This is a genomic window from Pseudoalteromonas sp. Of11M-6 (assembly GCF_022347905.1).
Taxonomy (GTDB): domain Bacteria; phylum Pseudomonadota; class Gammaproteobacteria; order Enterobacterales; family Alteromonadaceae; genus Pseudoalteromonas.
The window spans coordinates 1-18,690 of sequence record NZ_JAKRFW010000071.1; the positions used below are offsets into that span (position 1 = coordinate 1).

The following is an 18,690-nucleotide window of genomic DNA, read 5'->3' on the forward strand; positions in this document are numbered from 1 at the left end:
AGTGATTGCTGCAGTTAGAGTTGTTTTACCGTGGTCAACGTGGCCGATTGTACCTACGTTTACGTGCGGTTTTACGCGTTCAAACTTTTCTTTTGCCATGACGAAACCTATAAGTTTTGTGTATCTAGATTACATATAAAAATAATCCACGACGAGTGTGGATTAGAATTATTCAGTCTATTATAAATATTTTTTCGACAATTCAAAGGAAGTATTTGAGAAGATTCTTCGGAGACTGGTGCTGATAGGCAGATTTGAACTGCCGACCTCACCCTTACCAAGGGTGCGCTCTACCAACTGAGCTATATCAGCACGCCAGACGAACTGGAGCGGGCAGCGGGAATCGAACCCGCATCATCAGCTTGGAAGGCTGAGGTAATAGCCATTATACGATGCCCGCTTTAGGAACCTGTTCTTAACTACCTCTAACCGTCAAGAATAAAGTGGTGGAGGGAGCTGGATTCGAACCAGCGAAGGCTGAGCCGTCAGATTTACAGTCTGATCCCTTTGGCCGCTCGGGAACCCCTCCACGTAAAATTCTTTCCTAAAGCATCCTATACAAGATAGGGTAAAAAGATGGTGCCGACTATCCGAGTCGAACGGATGACCTACTGATTACAAGTCAGTTGCTCTACCAACTGAGCTAAGTCGGCACTGCTTTAGTACGGGGCGAGATATTAGAGCAACCATTGACTTGATGCAACAGGAATATGCAAAAAAATTTAAATTTATTGTTCAAACGCTCAGTTTTAAGCCAATACCATGACATTTTTACAGTTATTGTGGGTTTTTCCACCAAACTGACAACCCTTTGAATACCAAAAGGTCATCAAAAACCGCTGACGCCATATGATTTTTTATTAACTCGCCATATCCACCTGCACACAATACCAACGCAGACTCATTATTAAGTTGCTGTTTTGCACTATGTACGAGCCCAAGTGTTGCGGCTAACGCACCATTTTTCACCGCCTCTGGTGTATTTTTAGCAAATTCTGCGGCAAAAGGCGTGTTCTCATCACAAAATACCCGCTCTGCACGCGCGGTAATACTGGAAATCATGAGATCGATACCTGGTAAAATCCACCCTCCCATGTGTATCCCATGTGCAGTCACTACATCAACCGTGGTCGCAGTGCCAGAATCAATTACGATAATATCTTGTGTTGGATATAGAGCATGCGCGGCGAGTACCGCAAGCCACCTATCAATTCCCAAATTTTTAAAACTAGGATAGGCGCAAGTTACCCCAGCTCGCCTTGCCGATACTTGTGCTTGCTCTAGCACAAGACCAAACTCAGAGGCACGACTTTCCACCCACTGTAATCCCGCCACCTTACCAACCTGAGAGCAGACAATTGCGGTTAGCTTTTGCCATTCAATATCACTTTCTTTTACAGGACTAATACGGCCTTCATGCTCAAGCGCATATTTAACTGCAGTATTACCGACGTCAATTAGCAGTTTCACGATGTCACCTTTCTTAACGAAATTTCACCGCCATAAAAAGCTTTAAGCTCACCATCTTGCCTAAGCAATAAGCCGCCTTGCATATCTATGCCTTCACAGATCCCACGCCATTCTCTTTGTCCAGTACTCAAGGTCACCGCGTCACCTTTAAAGGCATTTAGACTATTCCATTCGGTCACCATTTCGCTTAGTCCAGACTCTTTATACTGGGCAAGACGCTCAGACAAGGAGTGAGTGAGCTGCACCACTAACTGATTTTTATCAATTTGGCCTAAGTGCGTTTGCAGATCTGTCCAAGCTTGGTCGATGTGCTTAGAGGCAGATTCTGGCATACATATATTTAGCCCAATCCCAATCACGAGATGGCAAGGCCCTTCCACCTGCCCTTCTAGCTCAACCAAAATCCCCGCCAGTTTTTGCTGGTTGAGATATATATCGTTTGGCCATTTTAATTCAACGGAAATACCATAAAGGACCTTTAACGCATCATATACCGCAAGTCCTACAGCAATAGATAAGCCCATCGCCGCTTGCATGCCAGCGTCAAACTGCCAGTAATAGCTGTAATAAAGGTTAGCACCAAAGGGCGATTGCCATACCCGACCTCTGCGCCCTCTGCCAGCTTGCTGCATTTCTGCCACCAAGACATGGCCTGAGCCCATATTCTGTTTGTCCTGCAAACGACGCATTAGCTCGCTATTCGTTGAGTCTATAATTGCGTGATATTCGATTGGACACTCACTTTGAAACTGCTGTTGCCATAGAGTATTCAACTTACTTTGATGAATAAGCGGTAAGCTATAATTGAGTTTATAGCCGCGGCCATTGACTCGAAAAATATCCACGCCCATCTCTTGCAACGCGGCTATATGCTTCGCAATAGCCGCGCGACTAATACCTAATTGCTCACCCAACTCCTGCCCTGAGACAAACTTTCCTTTGTTCAAGGCCGCTAAAATCGTTTGCTTTTTATGATCAGGCTTTTTCATGATATTCCACACTTTGCAACTGACATTCACCATGCTTTGTTATAAGGCGCACTTCATGCTCGAGTAACACAGCAAATTTTTGCCAAACGGTTTGCTGAATATGGCTCACTAACTGTGTTAAATCTTCACCGGTGCTGCCACCACTATGAACAAGTACTAGTGCTTGTTTCTCATACACACGAATGGCTCCACGGTGGCAGCCTTTTAGACCCGCTTTGTCAATTAACCAACCAGCCGCAAGTTTTACATGGTCATTGTCCACATTAAACGCTGGCATCTCTGGAAATTCACTTTGCAACTGAACTGCAAACGCCCTATCAACCACTGGGTTTTTAAAAAAACTCCCGGCATTTGCAAGCGTCGCAGGATCGGGCAATTTACTGTTTCGGGTAACTATCACCGCTTCACAAACCTCTTGTGCGGTTGCTGTATCACTCAAGCTTTGTAGAGGGCCATAACTTAGCGTTGGCTGCCAACGTTTAGGCAAAGTAAATGTCACTTCTGTAATAACGAACTTATCTTTTAGGCGGTGTTTAAAGACTGAATCTCGATAGCCAAATTCACACTCTGCATTTGTTAATGTAGTGAAGCGCCGCTCGGCGATATCAAACCCTCTAACGGCGGTGATAAATTGTGATACTTCAACGCCGTAGGCGCCGATATTTTGTACCGGTGCCGCACCAACGGTACCAGGGATCAATGCGAGGTTCTCTAACCCATCAATTCCGTTATCAAGCAGCTTTGTAACGAGCTGGTGCCAGTTTTCTCCAGCTGCGACTGTAACGACATAATCATCCTCTTGTTGCTCGATATCGACACCTAAGGTCGCAAGCTTAATAACGGTTCCAGCATAGTTTTCCAGAAAAATGGTATTACTCCCTTCCCCAATTAAAAAGAAAGGACGACTGAAATCGAGCTCAACCAGCGCATGTGGATCTGTGATAACAATAAGGGACTCGCAACCCGACGGCAGCGAAAAAGTGTGATAAGACTGCAAACTAGTCACTGCAGCACCTTGCCAATATTAACTAAACTGGCGCTAGTGTAGCGCATTGCCCTGACTTACGCATTAACGTCATCTTACCCATCATTTTATGTAACCCATCGGCTAATACTGTTTAAATGGTTAGAAATTAGTTATGTTAGCCGTTCTAATTGGGAATATTCTTTTTATAAGAGCAGCATTATGATTAAACTTTCGGCACTTACGCTCAGCCTTGCCATGGCTGGCCTTGTCCACACTGCTGATGTAAACGCAGCCGTTGACCAACACACTTACGCCAATCTTAACGATGTTATTACCACACACTTGCATTTAGACTTAGACGTTGACTTTGAAGATAAGCAGCTCGAAGGTTTTGTTGAACACACGCTAGATTGGCAGAACCGCCAAGCAAGAACACTGGTACTAGATACGCGTGACCTCGAAATCGACAAAGTGATGTATCAAGGTAGAGATGATAAATGGCATACCGCCAAGTTTGATCTTGCCAAGCGCGATGATGTGAAAGGTGCTAAGTTAACTATTCACTTTAAAGAGCAAGCAAAAAAAGCACGGATTTATTACAACAGCTTGCCAGTAGCATCAGGTCTACAGTGGTTAACACCGCAGCAAACCGCAAGTAAATCTCACCCATTTATGTATAGCCAGTCTCAAGCTATTCATGCTCGTAGTTGGATCCCTGTGCAGGATACGCCAGCAATGCGTGTGACTTACTCTGCTCGCGTACATACGCCTAAAGATGTGCGTGCGGTAATGAGTGCGGACAATACCGGCGCATTGATCAAAGATGGCGATTATTGGTTTGATATGCCGCAAGCTATCCCACCGTACCTAATTGCAATTGGTGCAGGTAACCTTGAATATAAAGAGATGTCGCACCAAACTGCGATTTTTGCAGAACCGCAAATCCTCGATGCCTCTGTTGCAGAGTTTAACGATACACAAGCGATGATCGATAAAACCAATGCCATGTATGGTGAATACGCTTGGGGTAGATACGACCTGCTCATGTTGCCGCCTAGCTTCCCGTTTGGAGGTATGGAAAATCCACGCCTGTCATTTATCACGCCAACCGTAGTTGCCGGTGACAAAAGTTTAGTAAACCTAATCGCCCATGAGTTAGCGCACTCTTGGTCTGGCAACTTAGTGACCAACGCAACATGGGAAGATCTGTGGCTAAATGAGGGTTTCACCTCTTACGTTGAAAACCGTATTATGGAAGAAGTGTTTGGTCGTGATCGCGCGGTGATGGAGCAAGCACTTGACGCTGCTGGGCTGCGTGCACAACTTAAAACTATCGCCGCTCCTGATACACGCATGAATTTAGAGCTTAATGGCCGCGATCCTGACGATGCATTTAGCTCTGTACCTTACACTAAAGGTCAATTATTCCTTATTTATCTAGAAGAAAAGTTTGGTCGTGACAAGTTCGACAAGTTTGTTAAAACCTACTTTAACACTTTCTCTTTTAAATCTCTGACTACTGATGAATTCGTCGCGTACTTAGACAAACACTTACTACAGCAATATCCTGGTATCGTGAGCTTAGAAAAAGCCAAAGAGTGGATTTATGAGCCAGGCTTGCCAAGCGACGCACCGAACCCAACTTCTGATGCCTTTGAAAAAGTGGATGCGCTAACTCAAGCTTGGTTAAAAGACGAGAAAACACTTGCAGATTTACCGACCGACGCTTGGACAGTACATGAATGGCTGCACTTTATTAATAACTTACCAAGAGATCTCGCCATCGAGCGTATGGAAGCCTTGGACAAGGCATTTAAGCTGACGCAATCGACCAACGCTGAACGCGCATTTGCTTGGTATATGCTAGCAGTAGGTAACGGCTATCAAGCTATTTACCCAGACCTTGAAAAGCACCTGGTAAGTATTGGTCGTCGCAAGCTTATTGTGAATTTATACAAGTCACTCATTAAGCATGGTAAACGTGACTGGGCTTACCGTGTTTACCAACAAGCACGTCCGGGATACCACCCGCTTGCTCAAGGCACCATCGACGCTTTGTTTGAATAATACATTTCAAAAACAAAAAGAGCGCTTCTGTGAGCGCTCTTCTCCATTTTAAGTTTAAGTTCAAACTTAAATTACTTGTGATATTGACGGCTAAATTCGTGAACCGCATTGATGAAAACACCTGCATTTTCAGGGTCAACATCAGGCGTAATACCATGGCCTAAGTTAAACACATGACCATTACCTTCGCCAAAGCCAGCTAATATATGCTGAACTTCTTCACGAATACGCTCATGGGTACCGTGTAGCATTGAAGGATCCATATTACCTTGTAGTGCAACTTTATCGCCTACACGACGTTTTGCATCGGCAATATCAATCGTCCAGTCAAGGCCAACTGCATCACATCCAGTGGCTGCAATCGCTTCAATCCATTGACCGCCGTTCTTCGTGAATAATGTCACAGGTACTTTACGACCGTCATTTTCACGAATAAGACCATCTACAATTTTATGCATATATTGTAGTGAAAACTCTTTGTAGTCACGCGGGCTTAATACTCCACCCCAAGAGTCGAAGATCATTAGCGACTGAGCACCCGCTTTTACTTGCGCATTTAGGTAGTCGATAACCGAATCAGCCACTTTATCTAGCAGTAGGTGTAGTGTCTGCGGCTCCGCAAACGCCATCTTTTTAATCTTACCGAATGTTTTGCTGCTACCGCCTTCAATCATGTAAGTCGCTAGTGTCCATGGTGAGCCTGAGAAACCAATAAGTGGTACTTCACCTTTAAGCTCACGACGAATTGTGCTCACCGCATTCATTACATAACCAAGCTCATCGGTTGGATCCAATTTAGGTAGCTTTTTAACATCGTCTAACGATTGGATAGGACGCTCAAACTTTGGACCTTCACCGGTTTCAAAGTAAAGTCCAAGTCCCATTGCATCTGGAATAGTCAAAATATCGCTAAACAGAATCGCCGCATCTAGTGGATAACGACGAAGCGGCTGTAATGTCACTTCACATGCCAGCTCTGCATTTTTACAAAGGCTCATAAAGTCACCAGCTTGTGCTCTGGTGGCACGATACTCTGGTAGATAACGACCAGCTTGGCGCATCATCCATACTGGTGTGACGTCAACTGGTTGTTTTAATAGCGCTCGTAAATAACGATCGTTTTTTAATTCGCTCATAGCGTCTCTATTCCAATACTTAAATTCAATTGTGCGGATTGTATCACTAAGTGCACATGGGCACTATCTAAACTATCCTTGCCAGCGCCTCGTCATGATCTAGATTAAACCTCACTTTATTAGGAACAAATTCATAAGCTTGTGTAAAAGTTACCGAAACAAGCAATTAAACTGTTTGCAACACGATTAAAAGGTTGGTATAAAATTACCGCGTTAGAAAAATAACAACAAAACACCTTCAATTAGAAAAATAACAACATTACGCAACAAGCTAAACTGCTATTTTGAACCACCTTGAGTTTCTCTCGGTGGTTTTTTTATTTTTATCCTCCTGAATTTGTTAACATTCCCGATAATCAAACCAATAATCTTTTGATCTTTTTACGCTTTTACAGAAAAAATTGGTTGACCTTTTGCCCCGTTTCCCTTTCCATAGGGGTAGGTAACCCGCTTAAGGAGAATCACTATGCTTTCGCAGTTAGAACAAGCCCAACAGAAATGGGGAGGTAGCCATAGTGTTATTGATGCATGGTTAGCAGAGCGTCAGGAACTATTGGTTTTATATTATAAAGTTGCAGGATGCTCACCAACTCGAAATGGTAAAGCACTTCCTGAGCAAGTTGACATTCAGTCATTCTGCCAGATTTTGATGGACTACCTTTCAGCTGGTCATTTTGAAATTTATGACAACATTGTTGAGGCCTGCCAAGAAAAAGGCCCTGAAAGCGCAAAATTAGCTCAGTCACTGTACCCTCGGATCACAGATACGACTGATACCGCACTTGATTTCAACGACAAATACGCTGAAGTAAATCAAGAAACGCAAGAATTAGCAGACTTCGATAACGACTTGTCTGTATTAGGTGAAACGCTTGAGTTACGCTTCCAATTGGAAGACGAACTGATCGATAACCTTTATTCTAATCACACTGAATAGTCTAAATTTGCGGGCACCAAAATATAAAAAAAGGTGAGATAGCTATCTCACCTTTTTCTTTACGGACACTGCCAAATTATTCAGCAGCTTCTTCAGCTTCGTCTTCGATACCTAGCAGTTCAACTTCAAATACCAGTGTTGAGTTAGCTGGAATTTTACCAAGGTTACGAGTGCCGTATGCAAGCTCCGCAGGAATAGTAAACTTATACTTAGCGCCAGTGTTCATTAACTGTAGACCTTCAGTCCAACCTGCAATAACTTGATTTAGGTTGAAAGTAGCAGGTTCATTACGTGCGTAAGAGCTATCGAACTCAGAGCCATCTAGCAATGTACCTTTATAATGCACTGTCACCTTGTCTGTTGCGACTGGCTTTTTACCGTCGCCTTCGCTTAGCACTTCATACTGAAGACCTGACTCAGTCACCTGAACGCCTTCTTTCTTCGCGTTCTCAGCTAGGTACTTATCGCCTTCTTCTTTATTTTTCTTCGCGTCAGCTTCAACCTTAGCAGCTTGCTTTTCACGAACAGAAGAATCTAGTGAAGTGAGTACTTCACGGATTTTTGCTTCATCTAGCTTAGCTTCACCAGCCAATGCGTCTTTAAAACCACGCATTAATAACTCTTGATCAAGTTCAATGCCTAGCTCTTTTTTATCCGCTAAGTCTTTTTGCAAGAAGTTACCAACTGAAGCACCGATACCGTATGCTTGCTGTTGCACCTCTGTATCTAGCTTAACTTCAGCAGGCTTCTGCTCTTCTGCTTTTTTATTACACGCTACTAGTGCTAACACTGAAGCAGCAACGAGTGACAGTTTAATCGTCTGTTTCATTCTCAACTCTCCGACAGTCCCTACTATCAAAACACCAATGCTCGCGCAAGAGAGCTTGATATGCGGTGCCATTGTTAATTTTATATTAATAAGAAAAGGTGCTAGCCACATTAACATTCTCTAATCAGAATGCCAATATGCATTTGCTTGCCATTATCGCGTAACGACATTACGCTTTTAATACGCTAATATCAAAATAATATCTTGTTTTTAGTGCCTTTAGTCTACCTGTGATAGACTTCGGAGTTAAGGAGGATTTACCTAACTTATGGTCAAACTCGTCAACATTAAGTGGACAAGCCTCCTCTTTGCATGCGCGATGCTCAGTTGCTTCACCTTAACCGGCTGTGGCCCTGACACTTCAAAAGCCGTTATGACCGTGGAACATGCCAGCAGAGGCGCATTTTCTGCAGCAATCTCTACGGACGGTCACTACAGCCTTGTTTCTTCCATAGAGCATGGGGCCGTACTTTGGGATAATCAAGAGCAAGGCCTCAAATTTCAATGGCGTCACTCCGATGTCCCCGATGATCTCATTCACTCACTGGCTTTAGCTAATGACAACTCCACGGCCGTCACTGCCACTGATAAGACTTTCGCCATCTGGAGCATCGAAAGCGGTCAAAACCTAGGATATTTTGAGATCGAGTCTGGCACTATTCGAGATATCGCAATTAGCAATGCGGGCCGATATTTACTCTATGCCCGCAGTGATAACGTTGTCGTTCACCTCGACTTAGAGAGTGGAAGGCGGATAGAGTTCCTTGGACATCAAGAAAATATCAATTCTATTGCCATGTCTCCCAATGGTCACTTTGCCTTAACCGGAGGCAACGACTATACCGCCTACTTTTGGGATACTAGAACGGGGCAAGTGATCCACCGCTTTAACCACCCAAGTCGTGTGACCAAAGTTGCATTAGATGACCAAGGAAGATTTGCTTTTACCGCAGATAGCATGAAAAAAGCGAGCATTTGGCAATTAACTTCTGGTGATCTCAAAGCGCAATTACAGTATATTGCTCGCCAGAAAATTTTCAGTGCAGTGCGCTTTAATCAAGACGCAACGCTCTTGGCTACCGGCTCACCTAACCGCGAGCTTATTTTATGGCAAGTGAGTGATGGCGAACGATTGCAAACTTGGCGTGTACAACCTCGAGAAGGTAGCCGCCCTAAGTCTGCGGTTGTATTTGACGTTGCTTTTCAAGACCAAGACACTGCATTGCTAACCGAAAGTTCCAGCGGACTACTGGAAAAATTTGCGCAGGTGAAAAAGCCATGAATGAAATCGAAAACAGAATTACTGAGCTTGAGGCTAAGCTTGCCTTTCAAGAAGATACAATCGAAACCTTAAATGAAGAGCTAAAGGCACATCAGCAGCGCTTGGCTAAAATGCAACGACAAATTGAGCTATTGGCAGAGAAAATGAAGGAAGGCCGCGACCCAGGTTTAATGCCTCAACATCAAGAGCCACCACCACCGCACTACTAACAAATAAATTGAAAACCGGGGTGAACACTCACTCCGGTTTGAACACCCCAATGACTTGCTCAAACTGGCGTGTGGAAGCCTGTACCGCGTCTTTCGGCTGTGACATTACGTGGCCACACTCAACACATTCAACTTTTTCAACATCATGCTCTTTGTAGAGCATCATTACGTCGATTTTTTGGCATTCTGGACAACTTGCCCCTGCAATAAAACGCTTCTTAACTTTCAACTCTACACCTCTAATGAACACCGAGTTTAAGGTTTGTCATTTTATCCTAATTTTATTTGTCATGATACGCTTGGAGTAAGGGATTGGATCCGTGCTATGATGCGCGCAATTTAGACAGACTTTTAGAATTATGATCCAACTTTCTGATATCGAGCTACTTCGTGGCAGTAAAACACTGCTAAAACAAGCAAATGCAACGCTTTATCCACAACATAAGGCGGGCCTTGTCGGTGCCAATGGCTGTGGTAAATCATCTCTCTTTGCGCTGCTAAAAGGTGAGCTGCAACTCGATTCAGGTGATTTTTCTATTCCAAAAGATTGGTCTATTGCATCAGTAAAACAAGAAACCCCAGCTCTCTCCATTAGCGCTCTCGAGTATGTACTACAGGGACACCCTGAATACTATGTATTGAGAACGCAGCTACAACAAGCGGAGCGTGACGGTGATGGTGAACTACAAGCAAAAGCACACCAACAGCTAGAGAACATCAAAGGGTATAGTATTGAAGCCAAAGCGGGTGAACTACTCCATGGCCTTGGTTTTAGCAATGAACAAATTGAGTTTGCCGTTAGCGACTTTTCTGGTGGTTGGCGCATGCGCTTGAACCTTGCGCAAGCGCTGATCCGCGATGCCGATTTATTGCTTCTGGATGAGCCAACCAACCACTTGGACTTGGACGCGGTTTATTGGCTAGAACGCTTTTTGCGCGCCTATCAGGGTACATTAGTGCTTATTTCTCACGACCGCGAATTTTTAGATGCGGTTGTTAGCGAGATTTGGCATATCGACCAACAGCAGATCAACGTTTATAAAGGTCACTATTCTCAGTTTGAGCGTCAAAAAGCAGAGCGCATGGCACAGCACCAAGCGCTTTACGAGAAGCAACAAGAAACGATTGCGCATTTAGAGAAGTTTATTACCCGCTTTAAAGCGAAAGCGAGTAAAGCAAAACAAGCGCAAAGTCGAGTGAAGGCCCTTGAACGCATGGAAATGCTCGCGCCCGCTCATGCAGATTCACCATTTAATTTTGAATTTGCAGATCCAACGAGCTTGCCTAATCCATTGATGACACTAGAGCAAGCCAAAGCGGGCTATGGTGACGTTACCATTTTGCATGACATCAAGCTTAATCTGGTCCCAGGTAGCCGTATTGCGTTACTTGGCCGTAACGGTGCTGGTAAATCGACCCTAATCAAGTTACTTGCCGGCGATTTAACCCCACAAGCTGGTGAAGTGTTTCTACACCAAGGATTAAATGTAGGCTATTTTGCTCAGCATCAGCTTGAGTCTCTCGATCTTGAGGCCAGTGCGGTTACCCATATTCAACGTTTAGACCCTAAAGTACCAGAGCAGCTTATTCGTGATTTCTTGGGCGGTTTTGCTTTTCATGGTGATAAGGCCCTCGAACCCGTTGCGCCGTTTTCTGGTGGCGAAAAAGCACGACTCGTACTTGCGATGCTGGTGTATCAAAAGCCGAACCTGCTGTTACTCGATGAGCCGACCAACCACCTAGATTTAGAAATGCGACACGCACTTGTGATGGCCTTGCAAGGTTTTGAGGGTGCAATGGTCACGGTTTCCCACGATCGCCACATGCTGAAAAATACCGCTGACGAGTACTATTTAGTTGATAATGGAACCGTTTCTCAGTTCGGCTATGACTTAGATGCCTATTACCAATGGCTTATGAATGCCAATAAAGAGCAAGCGAAACCAAGTGGATCAGAGGCTGAACCAAAGCAAAACTCTAATGCCAATCGTAAAGAGCAAAAGCGTCTTGAAGCCGAATTCAGAAAAACCATTCAACCGTTGAAAAAGTCGATTGAAAAACTCGAAAAACAGCTCGACAAACTCACTGAGCAAGCAGATGAAATTGAGCAAGCTTTGGCTGACAACAGTCTATACACGGACGAGAACAAGGCAAAATTAAGTGACTTACTGGCAAGACAAGCCAAAATAACCCCAGAGCTTAATGACACAGAAGAAAACTTATTAATGGCATTAGAAGAGTTAGAAGAAAAGCAAAATCATTTCGATGAGACTGGAGAGATATGCTAAGTCGTGAAGACTTTTGGCAATTTGCCTGTGAGTTCTACAGCCGCCCGCAAATGCAATCGCGGCTGCTGAATTTGCAAGGTGCTGCCGGCAAAAATATCAACCTGTGCCTGTTACTTTGTTACCTAGACACTTTAGCACTGACGATTACCCCCGACACCCTAGCCGCACTGGTAAAGACTGCTAAGCAATTTGACCAAGCGGTGCTACAACCCCAACGCGCGATCCGCCATACCCTAAAAACACATCATCAAGACTACCAAGACTATCAAAAGTTACGAGCTGCAATGCTGACTGCAGAGCTTGAGCTTGAAAAGCGTCAACAAGCGCTATTGTTGGAAACATTAAAGCGCTTTTCGATTGCGCCACTGCAATCAAGTAGCAATGTGCTGCTCTATTTGAGCCAGAGTGAGTACGACGCTTTATTCAATACGGCTGACTTCTAAGCCATTAAATAAATATAAGCCCTGATATTTACCCAACTTAGATATAAAACCTGATCGAGATCAAGCCTTTGCCTAGGTTTAATTTCACTCAGGATTGAAACTTGATCTTGATCATATCAAGCCCCTCAGACCTCCACTACTATTTACTCATCGACAAATTAGGAGGCACAGCCATGAACGTATTCTTTAGAGACTTTTTTTCCGACCCTGTGTTGTTTCTGTCTTTTGGCTTTTTAGGGATTGTAATTTTGCTGTGCTGTTATTACGTCTACTTTTTCATTAAAAAAGTCATGGACGCTGAAGTACCTAACGAACAATAGAACAGATTTAAATGTATTACCTTGGGACGATTGAAGAATAAGTAGTAGAAGATCGGCTCGACGTAGTTCCCCAACTTGCAGAATTAAGCACGACGCACAAAGCACCTTATCAGTTTACTGGTCGGGTGCTTTTTATTTGCTTAACCCTCAACTGATAATACGTTAAACTGGCTAAAACGTGTTTTGCAACTGGATAGCTTCCTTTCTTTGCTTTGCGAGCAACCGTCAAAAAGACGCAGTTTCTATTATGAATCAAGCCATGAAAACAATAACAGCCGATAATTACGAATTTAAGCCCGCTTGGTGGATGCGCAACCGCCACGCCCAAACCATACTTCCGCGATTCTTTAGGCCTAGATTACAGGTGCCCGTCGACTATGAAACACTAGACACACCAGACGATGACTTTTTAGAACTTGCATGGGCAAAACACGGCGATAAATCGGCACCTTTGGTTGTGGTATTACATGGGCTAGAAGGCAATATCAACAGCTTTTATGCAAAAGGCCTATTAAAAGCGTTGGTACACCATGGTTTTGATGCCGTACTGATGCACTTTCGCAACTGCTCACGTGAAGTGAATCGCCAAGCTAGGGCTTATCATAGCGGCGAAACCTCAGATCTTGGCTTTTTTATAGACACGCTAAAAGCCCGTTTTCCTAAACGGCCATTATTTGCGGTTGGCTTCTCGCTCGGCGGTAATGTACTTGCCAAATACTTGGGAGAAACCAAATCGCAAAGCGGTCTTGAAGCTGGTGTTGTCGTCTCAGCGCCTTATCACCTTTCTTCCTCTTGTCAGGTGATCAGAAAGAGCTGTTTTAAGCTCTATCAAAAATACTTGCTAGACAGGATGAAGAAATCTTTTTCACGTAAGCTAGACACCATCCAGTCGCAAATTAGGATAGACAAGCCTGCTCTTTATGCCATTGATGACCTTTGGCAATTTGACGATAAGATAACGGCACCGCTGCATGGTTTTAACGGCGCGGAAGACTATTACGCACAAGCAAGTTCGCAGCCCTACTTAACCCAGATCACGACACCAACACTCCTGATCCACGCCGAAGATGACCCCATGCTATCATCACAAGCCGTGCCTACAGCCGCTCAGGTTAACTCACCGGTGACGCTCGCAGTGAGTCCCCACGGTGGTCACGTAGGGTTTATTTCGGGAAGTAACCCCCTTAAACCTAGGTTTTGGCTAGAAAGCGTTATTCCACAATATTTACAGCAAATTTATAGTAAGGCTAAGTAGTATGCTCATTCCCTATCAACAACTTCCGCAAGAGACGCTAGACAATCTTATTGAGCACTATGTGCTGCGAGAAGGAACAGACTATGGCGATACCGAGGTCAGCACCGAGAGCAAAGTCGCGCAAGTGAAAGCACAGCTAAAATCCGGAGAAGCGCTGATCGTTTTCTCAGAATTACATGAATCTGTGAATATTGTTAGCAAACAACAATTTCAAGCAATGCAAGCACAGGAAGATTACGAGTATTAAAAAACCTTCAGCTTTCTTTGTATTTAGCGCTAATCGTAAACAGTTGTCGAAGTGACAGGAGTTGTTACAATCAAATTTCTATAACTATAAAGGAAAGGCAATTTTATGAAGCTCGGCACTGCTCTTTGCGCCCTAGCGCTGGCTGTTTCTAGCGCTTATGCAACTGAATACAAAGCCTCTGAGCGCGCAGTTAAACTCGCTCACGATAACATCCTAATTGATACACACATCGACGTTCCATATCGCATCCAAAGTAAATGGGATGATGTTAGCCAAGCAACCGAAGGCGGTGATTTTGATTACCCTCGCGCGGTAAAAGGCGGTCTTAATGCGCCATTTATGTCTATTTATATTCCTGCTAATTTAGAATTTGAAGGTAAAGGTAAAAGCTATCAACTCGCCAATCAACTGATTGACGGTATGGAAGCCTTAGCACATCGCGCACCAGATAAATTTGCAATGGCTTACAATACCGACGACATTTATGCGCAATTTGACAGTGGTATTATGTCTATCGCGATGGGCATGGAAAATGGCTCGCCCATTGAAGGTGAGATGAAAAACCTTAAGCATTTTTATGACCGTGGCGTACGCTATATCACCTTAGCACACTCGCAAAGCAACCATATTTCTGACTCTTCTTATGACGTACGCCGCAAATGGAAAGGCTTAAGCCCATTTGGTAAAGAGCTAGTGGTTGAAATGAACAAAATTGGTATGCTCATTGATGTATCACACATTTCCGATGACGCCTTTTATCAGGTTATGGACATTTCAAAAGTGCCGGTCGTTGCTTCACATTCATCCCTGCGCAAATACACCCCAGGATTCGAGCGCAATATGGATGACAAAATGCTCAAAGCCTTGGCAAAAAATGGCGGCGTGATCCAAATTAACTTTGGCTCGAGCTTTGTGACGGCAAAAGCTGGAGCTTGGTATGACAAGCGTGACGAAGCACAAAAAGAAGCCAAAGACAAAGATCGCACCGATTTTAGAGCGGCGTTTAGAGCAAAAAATCCGTTTCCATTTGCCACACTTGATCAAGTGCTAGATCACATTGACCACGTCGTTAAGTTGATAGGGATAGATCACGTAGGAATTGGTTCAGATTACGATGGTGTGGGTGACTCACTACCGGTTGGCCTGAAAGACGTGTCAACGTATCCAAATCTTGTGCAAGGTCTCTTGGATAGAGGTTACAGCGACGCTGATATCAAAAAGATTTTAGGTGGCAATACCCTGCGCGTGTGGAAACAAGCTGAGGCTTACGCAAAGAAGTTCGCTAAATAACCTCAGGTTAAATAACTGTTCAAACCACTGATTTATAAGGTGTGCCGCACGGCATACCTTACAAGACCTTAAACTTTAAACTGAGATAATTCATTCACCAATTTACTGGTGACTCGCAGCACATCATCCGAAATTTGGTGCGTTTCTCCAGACAACCGCTCGCCGTCCAATGTTTTGTCATTTAAATCAGTTAAATTACTGCTAATCTCAGTAGATACTGCATTTTGCTGCTGAGTCGCATGAGCGGTTTGCTCTGAAAGCTCAGTCACTTTCACCGCACTTTGTGCAATTAACTCCAATAGCTCCGTTGCCTTCGTAAAACTTTCTACTGCAACATCAACATACTGCTTACCATCTTCAATGGTCTTTTGTGAGTCCTCTACGCTATGGGAGAATGCTTCCAACATCTTCTGAATATCATTAGTGCTGTCTTGTGTTCGAGTGGCCAGTGACCTAACCTCGTCAGCTACCACTGCAAATCCACGACCTTGTTCGCCTGCTCTTGCCGCTTCTATTGCCGCGTTGAGCGCTAATAAATTGGTTTGCTCAGCGATCCCGCGAATAACATCAAGCACTTGCGTAATGTTTTCAGAGTTTTTTTGTAAAGCTAACGAACTGGAGAGTGCCGCTTCCATATTATCAGCAAGATGAGTGATTTTTTGTTTTGAATCAGCCAACACCGTTTTACCTTGTGCTGCGTAGCGATGTGAAGCTTCAGCTTCTTTCAATGAGTTTTCTGCCACCGACGAGACTTCTTGACTTGAGTGACTTAGCTGATTCACCGCGCTAACAATGGTATGTGATGACTTACCAAGCGAGTCGATTAAGTCATGGCACTGTGTGGCATAATGACTGAGTTTTGACGACAAACTCGACAGCTCGCCACCATCTTTCACAAGTGCTGTAACCATCGCCTGTAAACTCTCGAGAAAATGATTAAAGTTTAGCGATAGCTTTGCAAACTCATCATTTCCTTTGATCTCAATGCGACCAGTTAAGTCTCCGTCTCCAGAGGCGATTTCAGAGATCCTATCTGACACAAAGTTTATCTGCTTTGCTAGCTGACGAGGGATGCGATAAGCAATCCAACAAGCAATACCAAGTAGGAGCAAGGCACCAACACCAAGACCCCACTTTATCTGAGTAACCTCAGCAACGACTAACGCACGACTTGCAGCAGATTTTCCATCGGCTAATTCACCGGCTTTATCAAGCACATCACGAACTGCACCAAATAACTTAGCCGACTCAGTTTGAAGCGCTTTATCTGTCGGGGTTTTAATACTCGCCACCGTCACGCGATACCAACTTTGAAAGTCCGCGTCAAAAGTTGCAAAACTACCCAGCTCACTCTGGTGGAGTGACATAAACTGAAGATACTTTTGATAGCGCTGTTTCACCTGCTCGGCGTTTTCTTCAAAATCCGCCCGCTTATCTTCACCAGCCAATAATTTGAGGTAGGCTTCTTGAGCTTGATAAAAGTCTCTATCCGCATTGAGTACCACTGACACGGCTTTTAAATAGTTTTCAGTTTGGATCTCAAGTGCCGATTGCACTTTATTGAGCAACACCGAAAAACCAAAAAACACAAATAGCAACACGATCGTCAACATAGCCGTAGGCAACGAACTTTTGACTCGAATACTATGTAAATCCATCTTCATACACCTCAAACAAGAGATAGTAAAAGCCTAGACCATATAAAGATTTATAGACAAATAATCTTCACCCATTCAAAAGAAAACAAAATAATTACATTTCATTATTTGTTTTACAACAACACTTCTTTGTATTATTTTTAAGCAGATCACGCTATCGGTTTCGTGATAACAAACTTAATAAATCTATAAAAAGGATATTGAAAATGAAAATAAAGCTCCAAAAAAAGCAGCTAAAAAAACTCACTCAAGATAACAAACTACCTCAGGAAGCAACTCCTCAAGTAGCCGGAGGTGATTATACGAGAGTTTACGGATGTCAGGACACGATGAAATGTGCATCTCGCCAAGACATCTCAGCTTGTTGCAATCACTCCGATCTTGCTAGCTGTCAAATCGGATTCACCTGCCTTTGCTAAATCTATTCACTTTTTAACAGCGGGTTTCCATAACCCGCGTATAGGTTGTTGCTCACAGTGTAAGTATTAAGATTAATTCCAATTTAAGAAATGCATCAAACAACAGCAACACTCAGGCTTTGAATAATAAAAAGTGGATGATTTATTTCTCTGTATATAGCGAAGAAAACTGACTGTCCATTGAGGGGGTTTTAGGTAACTAAACTAAAAATTTGATTACGGGAGTCGTTAATTTATGAAGAGTGAACCGACGACTTTTGTACTAGTTCTTTAGAGTGTGCAGTCCAATTAAGAATTGGTTGCGGGAGTCGTTAATTTATGAAGAGTGAACCACGACTTTTGCACGAGTTCTTTAGATTATACAGCCCAATTAAGAATTGGTTGCAGGAGCCATTAACTTATGAAGAGTGAACCGACGACTTTTGTACTAGTTCTTTAGAGTGTGCAGTCCAATTAAGAATTGGTTGCGGGAGTCGTTAATTTATGAAGAGTGAACCTTTATGAAGAGTGAACCGATGAATTTTGGTAGAGTTCTTTAGATTATACAGTCCAATTAAAAATTGGTTGCGGGAGCCGGATTTGAACCGACGACCTTCGGGTTATGAGCCCGACGAGCTACCAGGCTGCTCCATCCCGCGCCTATATGTTTTTGTGAATCTATTCTTCGTCGGGGAACGACGACCTTCGATTCTTTCCAGGTTTAGCGAGTCCGACGAATGATTTATCATTCTGCTCCATCCCGCGCCTGTATTTGTACTTAATTTTAAGTCTTGTACTTGAGACTCTATACATCCAACTGATGTTGGTTGCGGGAGCCGGATTTGAACCGACGACCTTCGGGTTATGAGCCCGACGAGCTACCAGGCTGCTCCATCCCGCGCCTG

18 protein-coding genes and 6 tRNA genes are annotated in these 18,690 nt (G+C 43.8%); 10 read left to right on the plus strand and 14 right to left on the minus strand.

Annotated elements, in window-relative coordinates:
• The 8 genes from MHN32_RS21925 to murB form a co-directional block, all read right to left on the minus strand.
• The coding region (locus tag MHN32_RS21925) for a GTP-binding protein (protein ID WP_238322767.1) at positions 1 to 99 on the minus strand (99 nt) is incomplete at its 3' end.
• Positions 100 to 236: 137 nt separating this feature from the next.
• Positions 237 to 312, minus strand: a tRNA-Thr gene (locus tag MHN32_RS21930).
• Positions 313 to 325: 13 nt separating this feature from the next.
• Positions 326 to 400 (minus strand) — tRNA-Gly (locus MHN32_RS21935).
• 44 nt (positions 401 to 444) lie between these two features.
• Positions 445 to 529 (minus strand) — tRNA-Tyr (locus tag MHN32_RS21940).
• A gap of 48 nt (positions 530 to 577) precedes the next feature.
• Positions 578 to 653 (minus strand) — tRNA-Thr (locus tag MHN32_RS21945).
• A 124-nt stretch (positions 654 to 777) separates the two neighbouring features.
• Complete coding sequence (locus MHN32_RS21950) at positions 778 to 1,470, minus strand: type III pantothenate kinase (RefSeq protein ID WP_102055890.1); 693 nt, start codon at positions 1,468 to 1,470, stop codon at positions 778 to 780.
• The gene (gene birA, locus MHN32_RS21955) at positions 1,467 to 2,459 is read right to left on the minus strand and encodes a bifunctional biotin--[acetyl-CoA-carboxylase] ligase/biotin operon repressor BirA (protein WP_102055889.1); all 993 of its coding nucleotides are present in this window, start codon (positions 2,457 to 2,459) and stop codon (positions 1,467 to 1,469) included. The genes MHN32_RS21950 and birA overlap by 4 nt, the downstream gene beginning before the upstream one ends.
• On the minus strand, positions 2,446 to 3,465 hold the full coding sequence (murB, locus tag MHN32_RS21960) for a UDP-N-acetylmuramate dehydrogenase (RefSeq protein ID WP_239422815.1): 1,020 nt from the start codon (positions 3,463 to 3,465) through the stop codon (positions 2,446 to 2,448). Before murB ends, birA begins: the two co-directional genes overlap by 14 nt.
• A gap of 183 nt (positions 3,466 to 3,648) precedes the next feature.
• Between murB and MHN32_RS21965 the strand changes: the two genes are divergently transcribed.
• Positions 3,649 to 5,493, plus strand: a complete 1,845-nt coding sequence (locus tag MHN32_RS21965) for a M1 family metallopeptidase (RefSeq protein ID WP_211868959.1) — start codon at positions 3,649 to 3,651, stop codon at positions 5,491 to 5,493.
• Positions 5,494 to 5,564: 71 nt separating this feature from the next.
• On the opposite strand, the gene hemE is transcribed toward MHN32_RS21965, so the two are convergent.
• Positions 5,565 to 6,629 carry a uroporphyrinogen decarboxylase gene (hemE, locus tag MHN32_RS21970; RefSeq protein WP_010374544.1) on the minus strand — a complete coding sequence of 355 codons (1,065 nt, stop codon included), beginning with the start codon at positions 6,627 to 6,629 and terminating at the stop codon, positions 5,565 to 5,567.
• Between the two features lie 466 nt (positions 6,630 to 7,095).
• On the opposite strand from hemE, the gene MHN32_RS21975 reads away from it, so the two are divergent.
• Positions 7,096 to 7,566, plus strand: coding sequence for an Rsd/AlgQ family anti-sigma factor (locus tag MHN32_RS21975; RefSeq protein WP_010607921.1), 471 nt, complete (start codon positions 7,096 to 7,098; stop codon positions 7,564 to 7,566).
• 76 nt (positions 7,567 to 7,642) lie between these two features.
• On the opposite strand, the gene fkpA is transcribed toward MHN32_RS21975, so the two are convergent.
• Positions 7,643 to 8,395, minus strand: a complete 753-nt coding sequence (fkpA, locus tag MHN32_RS21980; RefSeq protein WP_026001096.1) for an FKBP-type peptidyl-prolyl cis-trans isomerase — start codon at positions 8,393 to 8,395, stop codon at positions 7,643 to 7,645.
• 268 nt (positions 8,396 to 8,663) lie between these two features.
• Here fkpA and MHN32_RS21985 point away from each other — a divergent pair, with 268 nt between their 5' ends.
• On the plus strand, positions 8,664 to 9,677 hold the full coding sequence (locus MHN32_RS21985; protein WP_010607919.1) for a hypothetical protein: 1,014 nt from the start codon (positions 8,664 to 8,666) through the stop codon (positions 9,675 to 9,677).
• The gene (locus MHN32_RS21990; RefSeq protein ID WP_010374533.1) at positions 9,674 to 9,886 is read left to right on the plus strand and encodes a SlyX family protein; all 213 of its coding nucleotides are present in this window, start codon (positions 9,674 to 9,676) and stop codon (positions 9,884 to 9,886) included. The genes MHN32_RS21985 and MHN32_RS21990 overlap by 4 nt, the downstream gene beginning before the upstream one ends.
• A 28-nt stretch (positions 9,887 to 9,914) precedes the next feature.
• Here the strand turns inward: MHN32_RS21990 and MHN32_RS21995 are convergent, their stop codons facing one another.
• On the minus strand, positions 9,915 to 10,115 hold the full coding sequence (locus MHN32_RS21995) for a YheV family putative zinc ribbon protein (protein WP_010374531.1): 201 nt from the start codon (positions 10,113 to 10,115) through the stop codon (positions 9,915 to 9,917).
• 130 nt (positions 10,116 to 10,245) lie between these two features.
• On the opposite strand from MHN32_RS21995, the gene MHN32_RS22000 reads away from it, so the two are divergent.
• The 6 genes from MHN32_RS22000 to MHN32_RS22025 all read left to right on the plus strand — a co-directional run bounded on the left by MHN32_RS22000 (position 10,246) and on the right by MHN32_RS22025 (position 15,729).
• Positions 10,246 to 12,174, plus strand: a complete 1,929-nt coding sequence (locus tag MHN32_RS22000; protein ID WP_102055886.1) for an ATP-binding cassette domain-containing protein — start codon at positions 10,246 to 10,248, stop codon at positions 12,172 to 12,174.
• The gene (locus tag MHN32_RS22005) at positions 12,168 to 12,617 is read left to right on the plus strand and encodes a TIGR02444 family protein (RefSeq protein ID WP_239422816.1); all 450 of its coding nucleotides are present in this window, start codon (positions 12,168 to 12,170) and stop codon (positions 12,615 to 12,617) included. Before MHN32_RS22000 ends, MHN32_RS22005 begins: the two co-directional genes overlap by 7 nt.
• A 173-nt stretch (positions 12,618 to 12,790) precedes the next feature.
• Positions 12,791 to 12,937 (plus strand): hypothetical protein, encoded by a 147-nt coding sequence (locus MHN32_RS22010; protein ID WP_010374526.1) that lies wholly within the window; start codon positions 12,791 to 12,793, stop codon positions 12,935 to 12,937.
• Positions 12,938 to 13,184: 247 nt separating this feature from the next.
• Positions 13,185 to 14,192 (plus strand): hydrolase, encoded by a 1,008-nt coding sequence (locus MHN32_RS22015; RefSeq protein WP_010607915.1) that lies wholly within the window; start codon positions 13,185 to 13,187, stop codon positions 14,190 to 14,192.
• A 1-nt stretch (position 14,193) separates the two neighbouring features.
• The gene (locus MHN32_RS22020; protein WP_010607914.1) at positions 14,194 to 14,439 is read left to right on the plus strand and encodes a YheU family protein; all 246 of its coding nucleotides are present in this window, start codon (positions 14,194 to 14,196) and stop codon (positions 14,437 to 14,439) included.
• Between the two features lie 105 nt (positions 14,440 to 14,544).
• Positions 14,545 to 15,729: a dipeptidase gene (locus MHN32_RS22025; protein ID WP_174170921.1), complete on the plus strand. Its 1,185-nt coding sequence runs from the start codon at positions 14,545 to 14,547 to the stop codon at positions 15,727 to 15,729.
• Positions 15,730 to 15,797: 68 nt separating this feature from the next.
• Here the strand turns inward: MHN32_RS22025 and MHN32_RS22030 are convergent, their stop codons facing one another.
• The 3 genes from MHN32_RS22030 to MHN32_RS22040 form a co-directional block, all read right to left on the minus strand.
• Entirely contained in the window at positions 15,798 to 17,387 is a 1,590-nt protein-coding gene (locus MHN32_RS22030) for a methyl-accepting chemotaxis protein (protein ID WP_206471654.1), read from the minus strand.
• A gap of 980 nt (positions 17,388 to 18,367) precedes the next feature.
• Positions 18,368 to 18,444, minus strand: a tRNA-Met gene (locus tag MHN32_RS22035).
• Between the two features lie 165 nt (positions 18,445 to 18,609).
• Positions 18,610 to 18,686, minus strand: a tRNA-Met gene (locus tag MHN32_RS22040).
• Positions 18,687 to 18,690: the final 4 nt, after the last annotated feature.

Coding starts and splice junctions, on each gene's coding strand:
- MHN32_RS22000 (WP_102055886.1), top strand. CDS start 10,246: ATGATCCAACTTTCTGATATCGAGCTACTTCGTGGCAGTAAAACACTG.
- MHN32_RS22025 (WP_174170921.1), top strand. CDS start 14,545: ATGAAGCTCGGCACTGCTCTTTGCGCCCTAGCGCTGGCTGTTTCTAGC.
- MHN32_RS22010 (WP_010374526.1), top strand. CDS start 12,791: ATGAACGTATTCTTTAGAGACTTTTTTTCCGACCCTGTGTTGTTTCTG.
- MHN32_RS22020 (WP_010607914.1), top strand. CDS start 14,194: ATGCTCATTCCCTATCAACAACTTCCGCAAGAGACGCTAGACAATCTT.
- MHN32_RS22015 (WP_010607915.1), top strand. CDS start 13,185: ATGAATCAAGCCATGAAAACAATAACAGCCGATAATTACGAATTTAAG.
- MHN32_RS21985 (WP_010607919.1), top strand. CDS start 8,664: ATGGTCAAACTCGTCAACATTAAGTGGACAAGCCTCCTCTTTGCATGC.
- MHN32_RS21975 (WP_010607921.1), top strand. CDS start 7,096: ATGCTTTCGCAGTTAGAACAAGCCCAACAGAAATGGGGAGGTAGCCAT.
- birA (WP_102055889.1), bottom strand. CDS start 2,459: ATGAAAAAGCCTGATCATAAAAAGCAAACGATTTTAGCGGCCTTGAAC.
- hemE (WP_010374544.1), bottom strand. CDS start 6,629: ATGAGCGAATTAAAAAACGATCGTTATTTACGAGCGCTATTAAAACAA.
- MHN32_RS22030 (WP_206471654.1), bottom strand. CDS start 17,387: ATGGATTTACATAGTATTCGAGTCAAAAGTTCGTTGCCTACGGCTATG.
- MHN32_RS22005 (WP_239422816.1), top strand. CDS start 12,168: ATGCTAAGTCGTGAAGACTTTTGGCAATTTGCCTGTGAGTTCTACAGC.
- fkpA (WP_026001096.1), bottom strand. CDS start 8,395: ATGAAACAGACGATTAAACTGTCACTCGTTGCTGCTTCAGTGTTAGCA.
- MHN32_RS21990 (WP_010374533.1), top strand. CDS start 9,674: ATGAATGAAATCGAAAACAGAATTACTGAGCTTGAGGCTAAGCTTGCC.